The sequence below is a fragment of the Nonomuraea soli genome (assembly GCF_013761175.1).
Lineage (GTDB): Bacteria > Actinomycetota > Actinomycetes > Streptosporangiales > Streptosporangiaceae > Nonomuraea > Nonomuraea soli.
Genome location: NZ_JACDUR010000007.1, coordinates 506,792 through 527,141, shown reverse-complemented (window position 1 = coordinate 527,141; position 20,350 = coordinate 506,792). Strand labels below are relative to the sequence as shown.

General features: G+C 70.7%; 22 protein-coding genes. 7 read left to right on the top strand and 15 right to left on the bottom strand.

From position 1 onward, the window contains the following. The first annotated feature begins 48 nt into the window (after positions 1 to 48). Positions 49 to 1,332, top strand: a complete 1,284-nt coding sequence (locus HNR30_RS35050) for an MFS transporter (RefSeq protein ID WP_181614385.1) — start codon at positions 49 to 51, stop codon at positions 1,330 to 1,332. Beyond that, on the top strand, positions 1,329 to 2,216 hold the full coding sequence (locus HNR30_RS35045) for an alpha/beta fold hydrolase (RefSeq protein WP_181614384.1): 888 nt from the start codon (positions 1,329 to 1,331) through the stop codon (positions 2,214 to 2,216). Before HNR30_RS35050 ends, HNR30_RS35045 begins: the two co-directional genes overlap by 4 nt. Here HNR30_RS35045 and HNR30_RS35040 read toward each other — a convergent pair. Then, the gene (locus HNR30_RS35040; RefSeq protein ID WP_181614383.1) at positions 2,201 to 4,183 is read right to left on the bottom strand and encodes a glycosyltransferase family 2 protein; all 1,983 of its coding nucleotides are present in this window, start codon (positions 4,181 to 4,183) and stop codon (positions 2,201 to 2,203) included. The two genes, HNR30_RS35045 and HNR30_RS35040, sit on opposite strands and share 16 nt — an antisense overlap. A gap of 62 nt (positions 4,184 to 4,245) precedes the next feature. Beyond that, the gene (locus tag HNR30_RS35035) at positions 4,246 to 4,902 is read right to left on the bottom strand and encodes an aggregation-promoting factor C-terminal-like domain-containing protein (RefSeq protein ID WP_312894844.1); all 657 of its coding nucleotides are present in this window, start codon (positions 4,900 to 4,902) and stop codon (positions 4,246 to 4,248) included. 176 nt (positions 4,903 to 5,078) lie between these two features. Here HNR30_RS35035 and HNR30_RS35030 point away from each other — a divergent pair, with 176 nt between their 5' ends. Genes HNR30_RS35030 through HNR30_RS35020 form a run of 3 tightly spaced genes read left to right on the top strand, consistent with a single transcriptional unit; the run spans position 5,079 to position 7,695 of the window. Continuing rightward, a complete protein-coding gene (locus tag HNR30_RS35030; RefSeq protein ID WP_181614382.1) occupies positions 5,079 to 5,753 on the top strand; it encodes a response regulator in 675 nt (224 codons plus the stop codon). 5 nt (positions 5,754 to 5,758) lie between these two features. Further along, positions 5,759 to 7,174 carry an ATP-binding protein gene (locus tag HNR30_RS35025; RefSeq protein ID WP_220134320.1) on the top strand — a complete coding sequence of 472 codons (1,416 nt, stop codon included), beginning with the start codon at positions 5,759 to 5,761 and terminating at the stop codon, positions 7,172 to 7,174. Further along, on the top strand, positions 7,171 to 7,695 hold the full coding sequence (locus HNR30_RS35020; RefSeq protein WP_181614380.1) for a hypothetical protein: 525 nt from the start codon (positions 7,171 to 7,173) through the stop codon (positions 7,693 to 7,695). The genes HNR30_RS35025 and HNR30_RS35020 overlap by 4 nt, the downstream gene beginning before the upstream one ends. Here the strand turns inward: HNR30_RS35020 and phoH2 are convergent. The 5 genes from phoH2 to HNR30_RS34995 all read right to left on the bottom strand — a co-directional run bounded on the left by phoH2 (position 7,685) and on the right by HNR30_RS34995 (position 11,664). Then, on the bottom strand, positions 7,685 to 8,998 hold the full coding sequence (phoH2, locus tag HNR30_RS35015) for an RNA 5'-3' helicase PhoH2 (RefSeq protein ID WP_181614379.1): 1,314 nt from the start codon (positions 8,996 to 8,998) through the stop codon (positions 7,685 to 7,687). The two genes, HNR30_RS35020 and phoH2, sit on opposite strands and share 11 nt — an antisense overlap. A 168-nt stretch (positions 8,999 to 9,166) precedes the next feature. Beyond that, entirely contained in the window at positions 9,167 to 9,931 is a 765-nt protein-coding gene (locus HNR30_RS35010) for an isoprenyl transferase (protein ID WP_181614378.1), read from the bottom strand. A 38-nt stretch (positions 9,932 to 9,969) separates the two neighbouring features. Further along, the gene (locus HNR30_RS35005; protein ID WP_312894843.1) at positions 9,970 to 10,464 is read right to left on the bottom strand and encodes a hypothetical protein; all 495 of its coding nucleotides are present in this window, start codon (positions 10,462 to 10,464) and stop codon (positions 9,970 to 9,972) included. Positions 10,465 to 10,522: 58 nt separating this feature from the next. Continuing rightward, positions 10,523 to 11,332: an amidohydrolase family protein gene (locus HNR30_RS35000; protein WP_181614376.1), complete on the bottom strand. Its 810-nt coding sequence runs from the start codon at positions 11,330 to 11,332 to the stop codon at positions 10,523 to 10,525. A 32-nt stretch (positions 11,333 to 11,364) separates the two neighbouring features. Beyond that, on the bottom strand, positions 11,365 to 11,664 hold the full coding sequence (locus HNR30_RS34995) for a hypothetical protein (protein WP_181614375.1): 300 nt from the start codon (positions 11,662 to 11,664) through the stop codon (positions 11,365 to 11,367). Positions 11,665 to 11,753: 89 nt separating this feature from the next. Here HNR30_RS34995 and HNR30_RS34990 point away from each other — a divergent pair, with 89 nt between their 5' ends. Together HNR30_RS34990 and HNR30_RS34985 are read left to right on the top strand one after the other, a co-directional pair. Next, positions 11,754 to 12,401, top strand: coding sequence for a response regulator transcription factor (locus HNR30_RS34990; protein WP_181614374.1), 648 nt, complete (start codon positions 11,754 to 11,756; stop codon positions 12,399 to 12,401). Next, positions 12,398 to 13,405, top strand: a complete 1,008-nt coding sequence (locus HNR30_RS34985) for a sensor histidine kinase (RefSeq protein ID WP_181614373.1) — start codon at positions 12,398 to 12,400, stop codon at positions 13,403 to 13,405. Before HNR30_RS34990 ends, HNR30_RS34985 begins: the two co-directional genes overlap by 4 nt. Before the next feature lie 22 nt (positions 13,406 to 13,427). Here HNR30_RS34985 and HNR30_RS34980 read toward each other — a convergent pair whose 3' ends face one another. From HNR30_RS34980 to HNR30_RS50410, 8 genes are all read right to left on the bottom strand, one after another. Further along, positions 13,428 to 13,799, bottom strand: a complete 372-nt coding sequence (locus HNR30_RS34980) for an SCO6045 C-terminal-like domain-containing protein (RefSeq protein WP_181614372.1) — start codon at positions 13,797 to 13,799, stop codon at positions 13,428 to 13,430. Continuing rightward, entirely contained in the window at positions 13,786 to 14,304 is a 519-nt protein-coding gene (locus HNR30_RS34975; protein ID WP_181614371.1) for a hypothetical protein, read from the bottom strand. The genes HNR30_RS34980 and HNR30_RS34975 overlap by 14 nt, the downstream gene beginning before the upstream one ends. Continuing rightward, entirely contained in the window at positions 14,297 to 14,818 is a 522-nt protein-coding gene (locus HNR30_RS49610) for a TIGR04222 domain-containing membrane protein (RefSeq protein WP_181614370.1), read from the bottom strand. Before HNR30_RS49610 ends, HNR30_RS34975 begins: the two co-directional genes overlap by 8 nt. Continuing rightward, a complete protein-coding gene (locus HNR30_RS34965) occupies positions 14,808 to 15,749 on the bottom strand; it encodes an MbnB/TglH/ChrH family RiPP precursor modification enzyme (protein WP_312894842.1) in 942 nt (313 codons plus the stop codon). Before HNR30_RS34965 ends, HNR30_RS49610 begins: the two co-directional genes overlap by 11 nt. Then, the gene (locus tag HNR30_RS34960) at positions 15,650 to 16,495 is read right to left on the bottom strand and encodes a TIGR04222 domain-containing membrane protein (protein ID WP_181614369.1); all 846 of its coding nucleotides are present in this window, start codon (positions 16,493 to 16,495) and stop codon (positions 15,650 to 15,652) included. The genes HNR30_RS34965 and HNR30_RS34960 overlap by 100 nt, the downstream gene beginning before the upstream one ends. A 12-nt stretch (positions 16,496 to 16,507) precedes the next feature. Next, positions 16,508 to 18,301, bottom strand: coding sequence for a phosphoenolpyruvate carboxykinase (GTP) (locus HNR30_RS34955; protein ID WP_181614368.1), 1,794 nt, complete (start codon positions 18,299 to 18,301; stop codon positions 16,508 to 16,510). Positions 18,302 to 18,499: 198 nt separating this feature from the next. Continuing rightward, positions 18,500 to 19,030: an ATP-binding transcription factor AbmR gene (gene abmR, locus HNR30_RS34950; protein ID WP_181614367.1), complete on the bottom strand. Its 531-nt coding sequence runs from the start codon at positions 19,028 to 19,030 to the stop codon at positions 18,500 to 18,502. A 10-nt stretch (positions 19,031 to 19,040) separates the two neighbouring features. After that, positions 19,041 to 20,267 carry a PucR family transcriptional regulator gene (locus HNR30_RS50410; RefSeq protein ID WP_181614366.1) on the bottom strand — a complete coding sequence of 409 codons (1,227 nt, stop codon included), beginning with the start codon at positions 20,265 to 20,267 and terminating at the stop codon, positions 19,041 to 19,043. Positions 20,268 to 20,350: the final 83 nt, after the last annotated feature.

The window sequence follows — 20,350 nt, the reverse complement described above, 5'->3', positions numbered from 1 at the left end:
ACTTCATACCGTGAAGCCACTCCCCCCGGTGTCAAGAAACGGTGTGATATGTCGATCAAGAAGGTCGTAGGCGCGAGCCTCATCGGTACCACGATCGAGTGGTACGACTTCTTCCTGTACGGCTCCGCGGCCGCGCTCATCTTCCCCACGCTCTTCTTCCCCAAGAGCGACCCGACCGTCGCGACCATGCTCGCCTTCCTGACGTTCGCGCTGGGCTTCGTCGCCCGCCCGCTGGGCGGCATCATCTTCGGCCACTTCGGCGACCGGATCGGCCGCAAGACCCTCCTGGTCATCAGCCTGCTCATGATGGGCGGCGCCACGTTCGCGATCGGGCTGCTGCCGACCTACGCGAGCGTGGGCATCCTGGCCCCGATCCTGCTCGTGGCCCTGCGGCTCATCCAGGGCGTCGCCATCGGCGGCGAGTGGGGCGGCGCGGTCCTGATCGTCTCCGAGCACGGTGACGCCGAGCGGCGCGGCTTCTGGGCCTCCTGGCCGCAGGCCGGAGTGGCCTGCGGCAACCTGCTGGCCACCGCGGTGCTCGCCGTCCTGGCGGCGGTCCAGAGCGACGAGGCCTTCAACTCCTGGGGCTGGCGGGTGCCGTTCCTGCTCAGCGCGATCCTGGTGCTGGTCGGCATGTGGATCCGCCTGGCCATCGAGGAGCCGGCGGTCTTCAAAGAGGCCGTGGCCGACGCTCCCGCCAAGATGCCGCTGGTCGATGTCTTCCGCTACCACTGGCGTGACGTGCTCACCGCGCTCGGCGCCCGCTTCGTCGAGAACGTCTCCTACTACGTCATCACCGCATTTGTCCTGGTCTACGCGGTGCAGAACGCGGGTCTGACCAAGCCGCTCGTGCTCAACTGCCTCATCATCGCCTCGACCGCGCACCTGATCGTGATCCCGCTGTGGGGCGCGCTGTCGGACCGCATCGGCCGCAAGCCCGTCTACCTGCTCGGCGCGGTCGGCGTGGGCCTGTGGTCGTTCGCGTTCTTCCCGCTGATCGACAGCAAGAACTTCGCGGCCGTCACGCTCGCGGTGACCGTGGGCCTGATCCTGCACGGCGCCATGTACGGCCCGCAGGCGGCCTACTTCTCCGAGCTGTTCGGTACCAAGGTGCGCTACTCGGGCGTCTCGGTCGGCTACCAGCTCGCCTCGATCGTCGCGGGCGGCCTGGCCCCCACGATCGCGCTGGCCCTGCTCGAAGGCTTCGGCTCGCCGCTGGCGGTCTCCCTCTACGTGGCCGCCGGAGCGCTGCTCACCGCGGTCACCGTCGCCGTCAGCCGGGAGACCAGGGGTCGCGACCTGCGCTCGCTCGACGAGAAGGTGAAGGTATGACGGTTCTCTTCGTCCACGGCAACATCTCCTCCAAGGCCTTCTGGGACGGCGTCCTGCCGCATATCCCGGAGGCGAAGGCGATCGACCTGCGCGGCTTCGGCCAGGCCGAGGCCCGCCCGGTCGACGCCACGCGCGGGGTGCGCGACTACGTCGACGACGTGCTCGAGCACCTCCAGGAGCCCGCGCACCTGGTCGGCTGGTCGATGGGCGGCGGCGTGGTCATGCAGCTGCTGCGCGACCACCCGCACCTGGTCAAGAGCCTGATCCTGGTCAACCCGGTCTCGCCGTACGGGTTCGGCGGCACGACAGGCGCCGACGGCAAGCTCACCCACGCCGACGGCGCGGGGAGCGGCACCGCCAACCCCGACTTCGTGCGCTCCCTGGCCGACGGCGACCTGGAGGCGATGCGCCAGGTCTTCAACCTCGGCTACGTGAAGAACCCCGTCGAGGACGAGGACCGCTGGCTGCGCGAGATGCTCACCACCCGCGTCGGTGACGACCACTACCCCGGCGACTCGGTGCCCTCGCAGAACTGGCCCGGTGTCGCCCCCGGCACCAGGGGCGTGCTCAACGCCCTGGCCCCGATCCACTTCAGGATCGACGACCTGCACGAGATCGGCCCCAAGCCGCCGATCCTGTGGATCAGGGGCGCCGAGGACCAGATCGTCTCCGACGCCTCCCTGTTCGACATCGTCCACCTGGGCGCGATCGGCGCGGTGCCCGGCTGGGACGGCACGCCCGCCCAGCCGATGGTCACCCAGACCAGGGCGGTCCTGGAGCGCTACGGCAACCACCGTGAGGTGGTCTTCGAGGACTGCGGCCACAGCCCCCACCTGGAGCAGCCCGAGCGCTTCGTCCAGGAGGTGCTTCAGTCCCTCAGGTAGCGGTGCTTGCCCGCCCGTGCCAGCCGTACGAGATGACGTGCGCCGGGCACCCGGCGGGCCAGCCGCCGCAGCGAGGTGTCGAGGTCGAGCTCGCCGCGACGCTGGGGGTCGACCTGGGCGGCGGGGAGCACCTGCACGGTGCTTCCCCGCATCTGCAGGCCGAACCGGAGTCCGACCTCGCTGTCGTCGGTGCGCAGCGAGGTGAGCCAGGCTCCGGGGCCCAGGCTGTCGCGGCCCGGCAGCAGCCGCTTGACCGGCACCTTGGCGACCAGCTGGCCCGCCACCCTGCCGGGCACGCCCGGCTCGACCATCGCGGGCGCGCAGATCTCGCGCAGCCTGCCGGAGGCGGTGCGCAGCACCAGCTCCATCGCGGGGCCGCCGCTCGGCGGCACGTACGGCACGGGCAGCACGACGTACAGGTGGCCGCTCTGGCGGGTGACGCTGGCGCCCGGCGAGACGAGGGCGATCGACTCGGGGAACGAGCGCGGCTCGACGGCCAGGCCCAGCTCCCCCGCGTCGCTCCAGCAGGGCACGATCAGGCGCTGGCGTGGCGCCAGGGCCAGTACGCCCAGGCAGGTGAGCGGGCCCTCCGGCCGCCTGACGCGGGTGCGGTCCTGGTGGGCTCCGCCGTACATGCGCACGTGGACCTCCCAGTGGCCGGTCTGCAGCGGCCCGCCCATGGCCGCGGTGGCCACGTCGACGCGGGCCTCGCCGACGATGCGCAGGCGGGTGCCCTGCTCCTCGGCCACCCGCTCGATCTCGAAGCCGACCGGCACGAAGTAGATCGCTCCGGTGACCTCGTTGCGCAGGTAGACCTCCATGCGGGCGCGGCTGACCGCGGCGGTCACGTCGGTGACCTCGGGCGTGATGTTCTTGGCCAGCTGCGAGGGCGGGTTCCAGTGCAGCCTGCCGTTCCGCTCGCGGAAGTGGACGGGCTGGTCGCGGCCCGCGAACAGCTCGACGGCCAGGCCGAGTACGAGGGTCTCGCCGTCCCAGCGCACCTCCCGCAGGTCGGCGTGGACCTTGGTGTGCCGCGCGGAGTTGGCCAGCGCCACCAGCTTGTCCACCCGGCCTTCACGCAGCAGCTTGGCGGCCGCGCGCAGGTGGGCGGGCAGGTAGCGGTCCAGGTGCTCGGGGAAGCGCTCCAGCAGCAGCTCGCGGTGCAGGTCGACCAGCCTGCCGCGCTCGGCCGACGATCCGGCGAAGCGGGCGCTCATGAAGGGCCTCAGCAGGGTGGTGCGCATCCAGTGGGCGTACATGCGGTCGCGCTGCCTGCCCTCGGTGTGCGCGTCGAGCACGTCCAGGAGCGTGCGCAGCTCGGCCAGGACGTTCTTGGGGTCCTCCGGCTGCTCGGCGCGCTCGCCCAGGTGGCAGCAGACCGGCTCCGCCATGACGGCGACGACCTTGGCGCTGAGGTAGGCCTGCAGCGCGAAGGTCTGCTCGGCCAGCCTGCCTCCGGGTACGGCGAAGCCCAGCCGGTGCTCCTCGAGGAAGGCGCGACGGTAGAGCTTGTGCGGGGTGAGCAGCGACAGCAGCTTGTCGCTGAGGATGTCGGCACGGGTGCGGTCGGCCTCGAAGGCGGTCAGCGGCGGGCCGCCGTCGCGCACCAGGCGGCCGACCAGCACGTCGGCCTCCCACTCCTCGGCCCGCTGGTACATGGCCGCCAGCGCGCCGCGTTCGAGCCGGTCGAACTGGTCGATCAGGTAGACATAGCGGCCACTGGCGGCCGCCACGCCCACGTTGAACCCGCGCACGGCCGAGCCGGTGTGCGGCAGGTGCAGCACCCGCACGTTGCCGCGTACTCCTGCGACGGTATCGAGCCGCTCGGCGATGCCGTCCGTGGAACCGTCGTCCACGAAGATCACTTCGTAGTGGTCGAGCGTCTGCTCGAGCACCGAGCGGATGCAGGGGTCCGCTCGATCTCCGGGGTTACAGATGTTGACGACCACGCTGACCTTGACGACCATGTCGCCAAGGGTGCGTGGTCAACCTCCGGCCACGCGCGCAGGCTTGCCGAGGCTGGGGGGTGTCAGTACCAGCCCTTGGCCTGGGAGTGGCCCCAGGCGCCGCACGGCGAGCCGTACCTGCCCTTGATGTAGCCCAGGCCCCACTTGATCTGGGTGGCCGGATTGGTCTGCCAGTCGGAGCCCGCGCTGGCCATCTTGGTGCCGGGCAGCGACTGCGGGATGCCGTAGGCGCCGCTGTAGCGGTTCATCGCCCGCTCGTTCCAGCCGCTCTCCTTGTGCCACAACTTCTCCAGGCAGCCCCACTGCTCCTCGCCGAAGCCGAAGGCGGCCAGCATCTCCTTGGCGATCGCCTTGTTGCTGCCGGGGTCGGGGTCGCTGCCCGGGGGGAAGTTGACCGGCGGGAAGCCGTTGCCTCCGGGGGCCTGGTCCTTGACGTCGACGGGGTCGAGCCGCCGCTTGGCCCCGGCGTGGGCCTTCTCCAGCTGGTCCTTCTTGTAGGCCTGGACCGCCGCGGACTTGAGCTCGTCGTTCTCGGCGTCGGGGATGTAGCCCTGGGCGAGCGCGCCGATCTGCAGCGGGTCGACCGGGGTCACGGGTGCGTTGGCGTTCTGCACCGCCCGGTAGGCCACGTATCCCCCGCCGCCCAGCACGAACAGAACCGATGCGCCGGCGATGATCGCCCTCTTGGGGGCCTTGGACTTCGGGCGCTGTCTCAACACGCACCAGAGCTTGCCCTGTGGAGGGGGGTGGTCCGCAACCGAAACCCGACATTTAGTTGGCGCTCTCTGAAGAAACCACCTGGCTGCCGAGCGATTTATGTCTATTTGTGATGTTGGTCACATCACGGTTTCGTGACAGAACACGCATATAGACAAGAAGGATTAATAATGTGCGCGTGGCTGGCATCCTTTTGGTCGAAGACGACCCGTCCGTCCGGACTGCGCTCGAACTGGCGCTGACCCGGCAGGGACACTCCGTGACGTCCTACGCCACAGGGGAAGAGGCGCTCGACCACATCCGCTCGCGGCGCCCCGAGATCGCGATCCTCGACGTGATGCTCCCCGGCATCGACGGCGTCGAGGTGTGCCGCCGCATCAGGAGACTCGACCAGCTGCCGGTGATCCTGCTCACAGCCAGGGGAGACGACCTCGACGTGGTCGTCGGCCTGGAGGCGGGAGCCGACGACTACGTGGTCAAGCCGGTCGAGCCCCGCGTGCTGGACGCCCGCATCCGGGCCATCCTGCGCCGCGCCGAGTCGGCCGCCTCCGACCGCATCGCCTTCGGCGACCTGATGATCGACCGAGGAGCGCTCAAGGTCACCCTCGCCAACAAGGAGATCCACCTCACCCCGACAGAACTGCGGCTGCTGCTGGAACTGGTCCGCCACCCCGGCCAGGTCCTCAACCGCCGCTACCTGCTGCGGGTCGTGTGGGACCACACCCACGTGGCCGACTCCCGGCTCGTCGACGCCTGCGTGCAGCGGGTACGCGCCAAGATCGAGCCACGCCCCGCGGAACCGGTCTACATCCACACCGTCCGCGGCTTCGGCTACCGGTTCAGCCCTCCGTGATCCGCATGCCCGCCGGCCTTCGCGCGCGACTGGTGATCACGTTCACGGGGGTGGCCGTGATCTCGTCGGTCCTCGTCGCGAGCATCGGATTCGAGCTGGCCAAGAACGCGCTGATCAAGCGGACCGAGGACTCCTCCATCGAGCTGATGACCCGCCAGCTGCAGAAGATCGAGTTCCCCATCGGCAAGCTGCACGAGGGCGAGAGCGACGCCACGGACCTGGACCTGCAGCACCTGGCCGACCAGCTCGACACCCCCGGCAGCCACGTGATCCTGACCTACGGCCGCAACCTCTACAGCGACTCAGAGCACGTGATGACCGAGCACGACCTGCCCAGCGAGCTGCGCGGCAGGGCGGGCGGCGGGTTCGTGACCCAGCGCCGGGTGATCAGGAACGAGCTGTGGCTGATCGTCGGCACCGAGGTCAGCCGGACCAACGAGACGGGCAGCCTCGTCGAGGGCACCGGCCTTCGCGCGTTCATGTTCGTGCCGCTGAAGCACGACGAGCTGCAACTGGCCTTCCTGCGCCAGGCGCTCCTGCAGGCGGGCGGCATCACCCTGCTCATCGCGCTCGCCGTGGCGCTCGCCTCGGCCCGCCGGGTGCTGCTGCCCGTCCGCAGGCTCAGCGCCGCCGCCCAGGCCCTCGGCGGAGGCCGGCTCGACACCCGCCTGCCCGTGCACGGCCAGGACGAGCTGGCCGAGCTGACCGTGCGGTTCAACGACGCCGCGGCGGCGCTGGAGACCAGCGTGGCGGAGCTGCGTGCGCTGGAGGCGATGTCGCGCCGCTTCGTCGCCGACGTCTCGCACGAGCTGCGCACCCCGCTGACCGCCATGACGGCGGTGGCGGACATGCTCTCCGAGGAGGCCGACCGGCTGCCCGACGAGCCCGCGGAAGCCGTACGGCTGGTGCTGCACGAGGTCGCCAGGCTGCGCGAGCTCGTCGAGCACCTCATCGAGGTCAGCAGGTTCGACGCGGGCACCGCCACGCTCTCGCTGGAGCCCGTCAACGTCGCCGACGCGATCGCCGACGCCCTCGACATGCGCGGCTGGGGCGACGGAGTGCGCGTCAACACCCCGCAGAGCCTCACGTTCAACCTGGACCCGCGCCGCTTCGACGTCATCGTCTCCAACCTGGTCGGCAACGCGCTCAAGCACGGCGCTCCCCCGGTGCTGATCACCGCGCGCAGCACGGACAACGGACTGGAGGTCAAGGTGCGCGACCACGGCAAGGGCATCCCGCTCAGCGCCATGCCCCACGTCTTCGACCGCTTCTACAAGGTCGGGGCGGGCCGGGCGCGCAGCCAGGGCAGCGGGCTGGGGCTGGCCATCGCCAGGGCCAACGCCAACCTGCACGGCGGCACCATCTCGGTACGCGCCCAGCAGCCCGGCACCCTGTTCACCGTCTGGTTCCCGCCGGCATGAGACGACGGATCCTGGCCCTCGCCGCCACCGCCACGCTGCTCGCCGGCTGCGGCATCGCGCCCAGCGACGTCACGGAGACCGGGATCCCCGCGCCGGTCGCGGCGATCCCCTCGCCCAAGAACTTCCTCGTGCTCTACAAGGGGAGCAAGCCCTACCGCGCGCCCATCCGGCTGCGTGATCCCGACTACGACTCGCTGCTGACGCAGCTGTTCGCCGACCGGCGCAAGGGCACCAACACGGCGTTGCAGGACCTGACGTTCGAGGGCTCGCGCACCACCCCGCGCAACGACGGCGGCGTCTCGCCGCGCGTCGAGGAGGAACGGCCCACCACGCTCGAGGTCTACATCAGTGGTGGCCGCCTCACCGAGGCGGCCACCACGCAGATCGTCTGCACCGCGATCCGCAACTACGACAGCTTCCTGCTGCGCGTGGAGATCAAGCGGGAGGCCGATGACGGGATCACCGTGACGTCCGAGGGGACCTACGAGTGCGCCACCGACCTCAAGGCCACTAGAGAGTGACGTCCTCCAGCATCTCGGTCACCAGCGCGGCGATCGGGGAGCGTTCGGACCTGGTCAGCGTGATGTGGGCGAACAGCGGATGGCCCTTGAGCTTCTCCACCACCGCGACCACGCCGTCGTGCCTGCCTACCCTCAGGTTGTCGCGCTGGGCGACGTCGTGCGTGAGCACCACCCGCGAGTTGGCGCCGATGCGGCTGAGCACCGTCAGCAGCACGCCGCGTTCGAGCGACTGCGCCTCGTCGACGATCACGAACGCGTCGTGGAGCGAGCGTCCGCGGATGTGGGTCAGCGGCAGCACCTCGAGCATGCCCCGGTCGAGGACCTCCTCGATCACCTCGGGCGTGGTGACCGCGCCGAGCGTGTCGTAGACCGCCTGCGCCCAGGGGCCCATCTTCTCGCCCTCGCTGCCGGGCAGGTAGCCCAGCTCCTGGCCGCCCACGGCGTACAGGGGACGGAAGACGACCACCTTGCGGTGCTGGCGGCGCTCCAGGACCGCCTCCAGGCCCGCGCACAGCGCCAGCGCCGACTTGCCGGTGCCGGCCCTGCCGCCCAGCGAGACGATGCCGATCTCCGGGTCCATCAGCAGGTCGAGCGCGATGCGCTGCTCGGCGGAGCGGCCGTGCAGGCCGAAGACCTCGCGGTCGCCGCGCACGAGCTTGACCGACTTGTCGGGCAGCACCCGGCCGAGCGCCGACCCCTTGGTCGACAGCAGCCGCAGGCCCGTATGGGTGGGGAGCTCCCTGGCCTCCTCCAGTTCGGCCGAACCGCTCTCGAAGAGCGAGGCCATGTCCTCGTCGTTCACATGGATCTCGGCCATGCCCGTCCAGCCGGACTCGACGACCAGCTCGGCGCGGTACTCCTCGGCCGTCAGGCCGATCGAGGCCGCCTTGACCCTCATGGGCAGGTCCTTGGAGACCAGCACCACGTCGCAGCCCTCGGCGGCCAGCGAGCGGGCCACGGTCAGGATGCGGGTGTCGTTGTCGCCGAGGCGGAAGCCGACGGGGAGGATCGAGGGGTCGCTGTGATTCAGCTCCACCCTGATCGTTCCTTCGCCGACCGGGATGGCCTCATCCAGCTTGCCGTACTGCACGCGCAGGTCATCCAGGTAGCGCAGCGCCTTCCGGGCGAAGAAACCGAGCTCCGGGTGATGCCTTTTGCCCTCCAGCTCCGTGATCACCACGATCGGGAGGACCACGTCGTGTTCGGCGAAGCGCGTCAGCGCCGCCGGATCGGCCAGCAGGACCGAAGTGTCAAGCACGTAGGTGCGCTTGGTGGGAGGGTTGTTACTCGAGGACACTGCCACACGTTCTCCCCCGGGTGCCCGGTGGGGTGGGCACCCTGCAGACGAGGTGGGAATCGGACCGGACCCGCACCCACGTCAAGGTGCCGGGCTCCGGCCCCCCTCAGCAGGTCAATGCGCAAGGGCGGGCCCTCTCCAGAGCGTTCGACGCTACGTTCTGGATACCCAGTTTCAGGATCCGTAACGCCGATGCCTCGCGGCGTAGTCGCGCAGTGCCCGAAGGAAGTCGACCCTCCGGAAGTCGGGCCAGTAGGCCTCGTGGAAGTAGAACTCCGAATGGGCACTCTGCCACAGCAAAAAGCCGGACAACCGCTGCTCCCCACTCGTGCGAATGAGGAGGTCGGGGTCCGGCTGGCCGCGAGTGTAGAGATGCTCCGCGATGTGCTCCACATCGAGAACCTCGGCGAGGTCCTCGATGGTCGCCCCCTTGCTGGCGTGCTCCTGGAGGAGTGAGCGCACCGCATCGGCAATCTCACGTCTTCCACCATACCCAACTGCAACGTTCACAATCAGACCTGGGCGATGTGACGTGACTTCTTTAGCATTTTTCAGGACATTGGCGGTCCTGTCGGGGAGCAGGTCGAGCGCGCCGACCGGGCAGATGCGCCAGCCCTCGGCGATGAGCTCCTGCACCACGTCCTCGATGATGCGCAGCAGGGAGTCGAGCTCGTCCTTGGAACGGTTCAGGTTGTCGCTGGAGAGCATCCAGACGGTGACCACCTCGACACCGGCCTCGCTGCACCATGACAGCAACTCGGAGATCTTGTCGGCGCCCTTGCGATGGCCCCGGCTGACGTCGTCGAGCCCCATGGACTTGGCCCATCGGCGGTTGCCGTCGATGATGACGCCGACGTGCCGGGGCATGCCGTCGGCGACGGACAACCTGGCCTCCAGCCGTCGCTCGTACAGCCGGTAGACCAAATCGCGCAGGCCCACGGAGCCCTCCCGGTGGTGATTGCCTCAACAGGCAATTATCACCGCGAATGGCGGCTGCCCGCTCCCTCAATGGGATTCCTGGTGAGATCACGGCCACCCAGGCAGCGCTCGGCCTCCTCGACGAGACCGTGCACGAAGTCGGCCAGCTCCGAGGAGGTCAGGACGGCACGAAGTCCCGCGCCCTGACTGCCCCACGCCTCCACGTAGGCGCGCCTGGTCAGACGCCACTCGCCCGCAGGCACCCAGATCGGGATGGTGCGCAGGTGGCAGCGCAGCTCGCCGCCGCCCATGCGCCCCGAGCGGGAGCGATAACGAAAGCAGAACAGTTCGCTGTCGGGCTCGTCGTCGGGGAACCTGTCCTCCGGATCGGGCCAGTCGCCGGAACGCCGCGCCTCGTCCACGCCCCGCGCCAGCCGCGCCAGGAACCACCCGCACCGCTCGCCGACGCTCCCGTATGGCGAGCCGTCGCGATGCAGGGCCAGGGTGACCTCGTACGGCATGCCGACGCTGTCGGTGCACACCACGGGCGTCACGCTCAGATACGAACCGTCAACGCAGCGAAGTCCTCCCATTCAGGAGAGATATCCCGCCCTATAGGCGATAAAACTCCACAGCCGTGCCACCGAGCACCTTGTCACGATCGGTCCCGGCCAGCAGGGCGCTGTGCACCGTCCACACCGTCTCGTAGTCGGCTGCCAGCAGCGCCACCGGCCAGTCGCTGCCGCACATCAGCCGCTCGGGGCCGAACAGCTCCAGCGCGTACTCCACATACGGCCGCAGGTCCTCGACGGTCCAGTTCTCGTGGTCGGCCTCGGTGACCAGGCCCGAGACCTTGACGTGCACGTTGGGGAAACGGGCGACCCTGGCCAGGTTCCCCGCCCACGGCTCCCACTCTCCCGCCCTGACGTCCGGCTTCGACAGGTGGTCGATCACCAGCCTCAGCTCCGGGTACCTGGCCGCGATGGTCTCGACGTGCTCCAGGTGGCGGGGCAGGTCGGAGACGACGTCGAAGCTCAGCCCCGCCTCCGCGAGCCGGCCCAGCGACTCCAGCACGGGCTGCCTGCCCAGCCAGTCGGGATCAGGCTCGTCGTGGATCAGATGGCGGACACCCTTGAGGCGGTCGCCGTAGCGTTCCAAGGTGTCGCCGAGGTCCATCAGCGGCAGCCATCCGACCACTCCGGCGATGAAGTCGTGCTCCGCGGCGAGCGCGAGCATCGCCTCCGTGTCGTCGAGCGAGTCGGCCGCCTGCACGAGCACGGTGCGTTCCACCCCCGCCGCCTCCAGATGGGGCAGGAGATCGGCGGGGGCGTAGGTCCTGTGGAGCACGCCCAGCTCCGGCGTCAGCCAGGGGTAGGAGCCGGTCTCCAGGTTCCAGAAGTGCTGGTGCGCGTCGACAATCACGGGGCGAACATAGGAGGTCTGCCCCGCGATGTCTACAGCTCGGGCGCGGGCGGAGCCTGCGGTCTGCCGGGCACCGCGGAGCCGTCAGGAAGCAGGTAGTCGCAGGACTCGACGGCCGCGCCGTACGTGTCGGACATCACGTCCACGCGCTCGCCCTTGATGTCGAGGTTGACCAGGCCGTCGGAGGAGAAGGTGACGTCGGGGAAGTCCGGCAGGCCGTGGGCCCGCATGCAGGCCGTGAAGGCGGGGCCCGAGTCGGTGGGGGCGGCGGCGCCCGAGGGCACCGCCCACAGGCCGAGGGCGACCGCTGCGGTCGCGAACAGGATTCTCATGAGTCCAAGACAAGCCGCCGGCCGGTTACCGCACGGGAACGGCGATGCTTACCGTGCTGTAACCACCGGCCGGGCATGCTGGAGAGACCATGAGAGTGCTGCTGGTCGAAGACCACGAGGAGCTGGCCATGACCGTGGCCGCCGGCTTACGCCGCGAGGGCATGGCGGTCGATGTCGTGCTCGACGGCGCCGCCGCGCTGGAGCGGGCCTCCGTTCACCACTACGACGTGGTCCTGCTCGACCGCGACCTGCCGGTCGTCCACGGCGACGAGGTGTGCCGCGCCCTGGCCTCGCATCCGGCGCGGGTGCTCATGCTGACCGCCGCCGGCACCATCGACGACAAGGTCACCGGGCTCGGCCTCGGCGCCGACGACTACCTGGCCAAACCGTTCGCCTTCGCTGAGCTCGTGGCCAGGATCAGGGCGCTGGGCCGGCGGGCGGTCCAGGCTTTGCCGCCCGTGCTGGTCCACGGCGGACTGCGGCTCGATCCCGCCACCAGGATCGCCACCCGCGACGGCCGGCGCCTGGCGCTCAGCCCCAAGGAGTTCGCCGTGCTGGAGCTGCTGCTGGCCGCCCGGGGCGCCGTCGTCTCCGCCGAGCAGTTGCTGGAGCGGGCCTGGGACGAATACGCCGACCCCTTCAGCCAGACCGTCAAGGTCACCGTGAGCCGCCTGCGTCGCAAGCTCGGCGAACCGCCGCTGATCGAGACCGTGCAGCAGGCCGGATACCGGATATGAGACGGACCGTACGGCTGCGCCTGACCGTGCTCTACTCGGGGCTCTTCCTGGCCAGCGCCGTGGCCCTGATCGTGGTGGTCTTCTTCGTCTTCAGGTTCCTGCCCTCGCCGCCCGCACCTGTGGCGCCGGGGCAGCTCGACGTGCCTTCCCCGTTCCCCGAGAGCGATCGGGTGGTCCGCAGCTCGCTCATCGGGCTCGGTGCGATGGCGCTGGTGTCGGCCTGGCTGGGCTGGGTGATGTCAGGGCGCGTGCTGGCCCCGCTCGGGCGCATGACCGCCACCGTGCGACGCATCACCGCCGACCGGCTCGACCGCCGCCTTTCCGCCTCCGGCCCGGACGACGAGCTCAAGGAACTGGCCGACACCTTCGACGAGCTCCTGGACCGGCTGGAGGCGGCCTTCACCGCGCAGCGGCGCTTCGTCGCCAACGCCTCCCACGAGCTGCGCACCCCGCTGACGCTCCAGCGGGCCATGGCCGAGGTCGCGCTGGCCGACCCCGGCGCCGACCTGCGGGCGGTGCTGGAGCGCATGGTCGCCGCAGGGCAGGAGCAGGAACGGCTCATCGAGGCGCTCCTCGTCCTGGCGCGCGGGCAGCAGGGGCTCACCCGGCGCGAGCCGCTCGACCTGGCCGTGCTGGCCGGCGGCACCCGGCCCGCGCCCTTCCTCGGGGACCGGGCGCTGATGGAGCGGCTGGTGGCCAACCTGCTCGACAACGCCCGCCGTTACAACGGGCCGGACGGGTGGGTGCGGGTGTCCACGGGCGTACGGCAGGGCAGAGCGGAGCTGGTTGTGGCCAACAGCGGGCCCTTCATCCCGCAGGAGCGTGTGGGGGCGTTGCTGGAGCCGTTCCAGCGGCTGGAGGGCGGGCGCCGGGCCGGGGCCGACGGGCTGGGGCTGGGCCTGTCGATCGTGGCGGCCATCGTGGCGGCCCACCACGGCACCCTGGACCTGCGTCCGCGGCCGGAGGGCGGCCTGGAGGTCACCGTGACCCTGCCGGGGTCGTAGGGAACACCGGGCAGCCCTTGGGTCACCCCTTGCGTCGCCGCCAGCGGCTCAGCGGCGTGCGCCTCACCTTCAGCTTGCCCTGGGCCACCAGCCAGGCGGCGAAGTCGTCCGCGTCGGCCCGGTACCCCGGCGGCGGAGCGCTCCGGGACGCCGCGTAGGCGTCGAAGTCGGACCGGAAATCGGCGCCCGAGGCCTCGAAGGCGTCAGGCCGCAGGCGGGCGACGACCGAGCGCCGCTTGGCGACCAGGCTCCTGGCCTGCGCGCCGAGCCGTACCGGGTCGAAGCCCGCGGGCGGCTCCCCGCCCGCCACCAGGGCGGCCAGCAGCCGTTCCTGGGCCTGGCCCAGCCGCCGCCTGGCCTCCTCCTCGGACGGCCGGGCGTCAGTCGTTCCCACCGCTCCCTCCCCCGTCTTCCCCTCCGGTACCGGTCCAGCCGCCGTCGCCCGTGCCCCGGATGGGCCCCGCGCCCGCTCTGACGAACAGCTTCCTGATCGGCCCTTCCGGGATCCCCTCCACCCCGTCGAGTGCCACACGGATCGCCACCCTGCGCCGGTGCCCTCTGGCCTCCTCGATCAGCCTGGCGCCCTCCGCCGTGGGTTTCGTCCCGAGGAGCCCCCGCCGGTTCAGTCCGCTGCGCCGTACCCGCTCCCCCACGGCACGCACGCTCTCGTGCCTGGACAGCTCGCGCAGGGCGCCGCGCACGTCGCCGCGCCTCTCCAGCGCGGCCGCCTCCACCGGGTCGGCCGCCTGGGCGCCGTCGACCCGGTAGAGCCGGTCGGCGTGGTCGGTGCGCAGCCGGCCGTCGGTCAGGAGTTCGGCCAGCGCCGCGAGTGCCACCCGCCGGGCTCCGCCCCGCAGGTGCGCCAGGCCGTCGCGGTCGAATCGGCCGGTGTCAGCCACTGCCGCCACCGCAACCGCCGCCACCGCAGCCCCCACCGCCGCAACCTCCGCCGTCGCCGCCGCCGTGGACGAAGCCGCCGCTCGATGACGACGTGGCGCGGCCGAAGACCTTGCGGACCTTGGAGTCGGGGATGCCGCGCAACCCGTTGAGGGCGATCATCACCCCGGGGCCGCCGCCCAGCCGGCGTGCCTCCTTCAGCAGCTGCTTGCCCTCGGCGGTGGGCCGCAGGCCCATCCCCAGCCAGCCCTTCCTGGCCAGCCCCCGCGCCAGCAGGCCGGGCTCGATCGCACGGACGGCGCCGTCGCGGGCGACTCGGCCGCAGGCCGAGCGCAGGGAGTTCGTCTGGTTGAGCGCGACCATCTCCACAGCGTCGCGCCCGACGGCGCCGGCCACGGGGGTCAGCCGCCCGAACCGGCTGACCCGGATCCTCCCGTCGAGGACGAGCTCCCCCAGAGCGGCCAGGGCCACCCGGCTGCGGCCGCCGCTGAGGTAGGCCAGCTCGTTACGGTCCATGGAACACCACCTTCCTGATCCGGCCGAGCTCGTCCGCGAGCACGGCGTCGCTCGGGTAGTCGTCGTCCCACTCCAGCAGCACGCCGGGTGGGCTCGCCCGCGCGCACAACTCGCCGAGCAGCTCCAGCACCTGCGGTGGAGCGCTGGTGGTGTGGGTGTCGTGCCAGATGCCGTCGCGCTCGTAACCGCCCGCGACGTGCACGTAGGCCAGGCTCTCCAGCGGCAGCCCGTCGAGCGCCTCGACGGCGGGCAGGCCCAGGTTGACCTGGTTGGTGTAGAGGTTGGCCACGTCGATGAGCAACCGCACTCCGGTGCGCTCGACCAGTTCGGTGAGGAACTGCGCGTCGGTGAGCTCGTCGCCGGGCCAGCCGAAGATCGCGGCCACGTTCTCCAGCGCCAGCGGCACCGGCAGGGAGTCCTGGGCGCGGCGCACGTTCTCGGCGACGACGTCCAGCGCCTCGCGGGTACGCGGCACGGGGAGCAGGTGTCCCGCCTCCATGCCACCCGCTCGGACGAAGGCCAGGTGCTCGCTGACGAGGGGAGCCTGCAGCGCTTCCGCGCAGGCGGCCAGGTGGGCCAGCCGCCGGGCGGAGGGCGGGGCGGCGTCGCCGATGCCGAGGGAGACGCCGTGCGGCAGCACGGGCAGGCCGCGTCCGCGCAGGATCGTCAGGGACTCAGGGAGCCGAGGCGGATGCAGGTTCTCCGCGATCACCTCCACGAAGTCGACGCCCTCCAGGCGTTCCACGGTGAGATCGATCTCCGACCGCCACCCGATGCCGATGCCGAGCTCCACGCCCGTAAGACGAATCGCCTTCTGGTTGTGGTTCCCGATCAGCTGCTGGATCCGCAGGAGGAGCCGGAGGAGGAACCGCACGAGGAGGACGAGGAGGAGCACGACGATCCCGACGAGCAGGAGGAGCCGGATCCGCACGACCCGCTGCTGTCGGAGCCGGAATCGGAGGTGGACAGCTCTCCGATGAGCTCCGGGTCACCCGAGGCGCCCAGGCCGTACAGGGCGACGGGGAAGGCGACGCCGGAGGAGTGCGCGCTCGCGCGCGAGCGGTGGCGGCGGCGCTCGTGCACCAGCAGGCCGATGCCGTCGGCGGTGGGCTCGTTGTGGAGCGGCCTGGCCAGGGTGGCCAGCGAGATCAGGCCGGCCAGCAGGGCGAGGCCGCCGAAGAGCAGGGGGCCGGCGCTGGGCCGCAGGACGGCGACTCCGGCGACGAACAGGGCGGTGACCGCCACGACGACGCTCATCACGCCGACGTTGCCCGACGGGCTGGAGGTCAGGAGCCGGCGCGCGTGCAGGGAGCCGACGACCCCCGCCATCGCCGGGTGAGCCTCAAGGGCCCGGCGCAGGTCGGAGGCCCGGTAACCGCCGGAGTGGGCCAGCAGGTCGAGTACGGCCTGCTCCATGGGCACGGGCGAGGGCGCCGCGCCGTACACCGGGGTGATCCATCCGCCACGCGCCACCCGGACGGCGCCCGCCCTGGCCAGCACGGTCAGGACGGTGTTGGCCGCACGCCGGGCGCCGCCCGCCAGGAAGGCCAGCTCGTAGGGAGACAGGCCGTTCAGGTCGGCGGGCGGCCGGCGGCGACGGGCGCGGCCGAGCAGGGACCTGGTCGTGAAGGTCAGGACGACCAGGCCGACCGCGACGATCGTCAGTAAGGCGCTCACAGACCGCCCATCTTAGGCAAGTCGGTCGACGAGTGCCTGGTACTCCTCCCACAGTTCCTTGGGCAGGTGGTCGCCGAAGGTCTCGAAGTGCGCCGGGATCAGCGACGCCTCCTCACGCCAGACCGACGTGTCGACGCTGAGCAGGGTCTCGAGGTCTTCTGGCGCGATCTCCAGGCCCTCGGTGTCGAGCTCCTTGGGCAGCAGGCCGATGGGAGAAGGGACCGCCGCCGCCTCGCCGTTGAGGCGGTCGACGATCCACTTCAGCACGCGGCTGTTCTCGCCGAAGCCGGGCCAGATGAACCGGCCGTCGGCGTTCTTGCGGAACCAGTTGACGTAGTAGATGCGCGGCAGCTGGGCGCCCTCGCGCTCACCGATCTTGAGCCAGTGGCCGAAGTAGTCGCCCATGTTGTAGCCGCAGAAGGGCAGCATCGCGAAGGGGTCGTGGCGCAGCTCGCCGACCTTGCCCTCGGCGGCGGCGGTCTTCTCGGAGGCGACGTTGGCTCCGAGGAAGACGCCGTGCTGCCAGCTCAGCGACTCGGTCACCAGCGGCACCGCGGTGGCGCGGCGTCCGCCGAACAGGATCGCCGAGATCGGCACGCCGTTGGGGTTCTCCCACTCCGGCGCGATCGTCGGCGCCTGGGAGGCCGGGGTGGTGAAGCGGGCGTTCGGGTGCGCCGCGGGCTCGTCGCTGTCAGGGGTCCACGAGCGGCCCTTCCAGTCGGTCAGGTGCGCGGGCGGCTCGTCGGTGAGCCCCTCCCACCACACGTCGCCGTCGTCGGTGAGGGCGACGTTGGTGAAGATGCTGTTGCCCCAGAGGGTCTTGATCGCGTTGGCGTTCGTCGTCTGGCCGGTGCCGGGCGCGACGCCGAAGAAGCCGGCCTCGGGGTTGATCGCGTAGAGGCGGCCGTCCTTGCCGAAGCGCATCCAGGCGATGTCGTCGCCGATCGTCTCGACCTTCCAGCCCGGAATGGTCGGCTGCAGCATGGCCAGGTTGGTCTTGCCGCAGGCGCTCGGGAAGGCGGCGGCGACGTAGCGGGTCTCGCCGGTGGGCGGGGTGAGCTTGAGGATGAGCATGTGCTCGGCCAGCCAGCCCTCGTCGCGGGCCATGACGCTGGCGATGCGCAGGGCGTAGCACTTCTTGCCGAGCAGCGCGTTGCCGCCGTAGCCGGAGCCGTAGGACCAGATCTCGCGGGTCTCGGGGAAGTGGCTGATGTACTTCGTGCTGTTGCACGGCCACGGTACGTCGTCCTGCCCGGCCTCGAGCGGGGCGCCCACGGAGTGCACGCACTTGACGAACTCGCCGCGCTTCTCGATCTCGCGCAGCGCCGGAGCGCCCATGCGGGTCATGATCCGCATGGAGACGGCGACGTACGGCGAGTCGGTGATCTCGACGCCGACCTGGGAGATCTCGCCGCCCAGCGGGCCCATGCAGAACGGCACGACGTACATCGTGCGGCCGCGCATGCTGCCCTCGAACAGCTCGCCGAAGGTCTGGCGCATCTCGGCGGGAGCGATCCAGTTGTTGGTGGGCCCGGCGTCCTCACGACGCTCCGAGCAGATGTAGGTGCGGTCCTCGACCCGGGCCACGTCGGTCGGGTCGGACTTGGCGTAGAAGCTGTTGGGCCGCTTGGCCAGGCGCGTGAAGGTGCCCTGCTCGACGAGCAGGTTGGTGAGGCGAGTCCATTCGGCCTCCGACCCGTCACACCACTCGATCCGGTCAGGCTGGGTCAGGGCAGCGATCTCGTTCACCCACGCGGCCAATTCGCCATTGGTCGTCGGGGCTTTTACTTCGACGGATACGGACACGGCTTCGGCTCCTCCACTCTCTCCTGGGCTCAAACATCATTAACGACAATTCGCCGCCAAGGCCAATTGGCATAGACCTCTGGACGAGTGTCGCCGCAGGTGAAAGGGGAGCCTACCCAGGAGGATCGGGTTTAAAGAAAGACCTCGCGCCATTGGTTCAGTCCATTCAGGGTGGTCTAAACCAATAGCGCGAGTGGTTTAGTCCATTTTCCCGCCGCCGACGTCGGGTCCGGCCGCTCGGACACGGTCCACATGCTGCAGTGCGTCGCGCAATTCGCTCAGCCACGTGTCGGTGTTCTTGCCGACGAGGCGGACGCACCACGCCAGTGCGTCACTGCGACTGCGCGCCACGCCCGCGGCCACCAGCGTGTCGAGAACCTGCCGCTCGGACTGCCGCAACCGGGTCATAACGGGCACTGACAGTGTGGTGAACATCACTGTCTCGTCACCGCAGACGACCCCCCAGGCCACCTTGCGGCGGAAGCGGTGCTCGGCCTCGCGCGCGACCTCGATGCGGCGCTCCCTGGTCTCCTCGCGGAACCGCCTGACCAGGCCGTCGATCTGGGCGGCCTTCTCGACCTCCGACTCGGTCGACGGCTCGGGCAGCCTGCCGACGACGGCGATCTCCTCGCGATCGAGCACGATCTCCACGGGCCCGGTGAACCAGCCGTCGGGGAGGCGGCCGTTGAACCAGCCTCTGAGCTGGGCGATCACTTCATCGCTTTCCATGTAATGATGATTACACAGTTTGCCGGAAATGAAACCCTTCAAGTCTCCGTACGGCCAAGGCCGCGCCGACGAGCAGGATGCCGCCCGCCGTACGAGGATCGGCCTGCAGCGCCTCCGCGACGCGGGCCAGCCGGTTGTCGACGGTGTTGGGGTGCACCGTGAGCGCCGCCGCGGTGGCGCGGCGGTCGAAGTCGGCGGCGAAGAAGGCCTCCAGGGTCGCGACCAGCGACGGCTCCAGGAGCGCGAGCCTGCTCGACAGGGCCTGGGCCGCAGGGCCGGGAGTGCTCAGGTGGAACTCCACGAGGACGTCGCCGAGCTCGTAGACGCCGGGCGGGCGGTCGCAGGCCGCGGCGACCTGGGCGATGCGGGCAGCCTGGCGCGACGTCGCGGGGATGTCGGTCAGGGAGTCCGCGCTCGCCAGGCCCGCGTGCAGGGGACCGGCCGCCTCGACCAGCCGCCTGCCGAGCTTGGCCGTCGGTACGGCGAGGCGGGCGGGGAGCAGGGCGTGGCCGGCGTGCTGGTCGAACAGGGTGAGCACGGGCTGCGCCGCCAGCCGGTCGAGCGCACCCTGGACGGCGTGGCGGCGGCGGCTCACCGCGGGCGGCGCGCCGGGGTGCCGGAGGGTGAAGGCCAGGACGCGGTAGGAGGGTTCGAGGGTGATGCCGTGCTGAGCGGCCAGGGCCTGAACACCCGGCACGCCAGGCACACCGGGGTCCGGGGTCGGGTCCTCCCGCGTGGGCGGGCTCTGGAGCAGCAGCCGGGCCACCGCCCGCATCGCCTCGCCGCGCCGGGCCAGCTCGGCCTCCAGCAGGTACGCCTCACACACCGCGGTCATCGTGCGCTCCAGCGCCGTGACCATCAGCTCGCCCAGCCGGTGCAGCCCCGCCTCCTCACCCGGCCCGGCCTCCTCGCAGAGCATGCGCCAGATCGCCCGGTACCCCACCGCGTAGCCGCTGAGCAGCGTGGTCAGCCGTACGCCGTCGCTCATGCGCTGGGCGGCCCGCTCGCGGAACAGGCGCATGTCCTGGTCGGAGCTGCCCCGCCCCTGCGCGACCCGCAGGAACAACCGCACGCCGTGACGAGTGGTCGAGGCGGTCTCCACCTCCAGCATGCCGCCGTGCAACTCGGCGAAACCGGGCAGCACGGCCTCGTGCTCGGCGACGATCTCGCGGGTCAGGCTGTTGACGCGGCTCTCGCAGCGGGCGGCGATGGCGGCGGCCAGCTCTTCTGCACTCACCCAACGATTGTGACATTTCACAATCTGCGGGGTTGTGAAGGGGACGAGCGCCGCTTGTGCCCGCCTCCCGCTGTGACGAAAGG

Excerpts from the sequence above, each read along its gene's own strand:
- HNR30_RS35050 (WP_181614385.1), top strand. The coding sequence starts at position 49 with ATGTCGATCAAGAAGGTCGTAGGCGCGAGCCTCATCGGTACCACGATC.
- HNR30_RS35045 (WP_181614384.1), top strand. The coding sequence starts at position 1,329 with ATGACGGTTCTCTTCGTCCACGGCAACATCTCCTCCAAGGCCTTCTGG.
- HNR30_RS35040 (WP_181614383.1), bottom strand. The coding sequence starts at position 4,183 with ATGGTCGTCAAGGTCAGCGTGGTCGTCAACATCTGTAACCCCGGAGAT.
- HNR30_RS35025 (WP_220134320.1), top strand. The coding sequence starts at position 5,759 with ATGCCCGCCGGCCTTCGCGCGCGACTGGTGATCACGTTCACGGGGGTG.
- HNR30_RS35020 (WP_181614380.1), top strand. The coding sequence starts at position 7,171 with ATGAGACGACGGATCCTGGCCCTCGCCGCCACCGCCACGCTGCTCGCC.
- HNR30_RS34995 (WP_181614375.1), bottom strand. The coding sequence starts at position 11,664 with ATGAGAATCCTGTTCGCGACCGCAGCGGTCGCCCTCGGCCTGTGGGCG.
- HNR30_RS34990 (WP_181614374.1), top strand. The coding sequence starts at position 11,754 with ATGAGAGTGCTGCTGGTCGAAGACCACGAGGAGCTGGCCATGACCGTG.
- HNR30_RS34985 (WP_181614373.1), top strand. The coding sequence starts at position 12,398 with ATGAGACGGACCGTACGGCTGCGCCTGACCGTGCTCTACTCGGGGCTC.
- HNR30_RS49610 (WP_181614370.1), bottom strand. The coding sequence starts at position 14,818 with ATGGACCGTAACGAGCTGGCCTACCTCAGCGGCGGCCGCAGCCGGGTG.
- abmR (WP_181614367.1), bottom strand. The coding sequence starts at position 19,030 with ATGGAAAGCGATGAAGTGATCGCCCAGCTCAGAGGCTGGTTCAACGGC.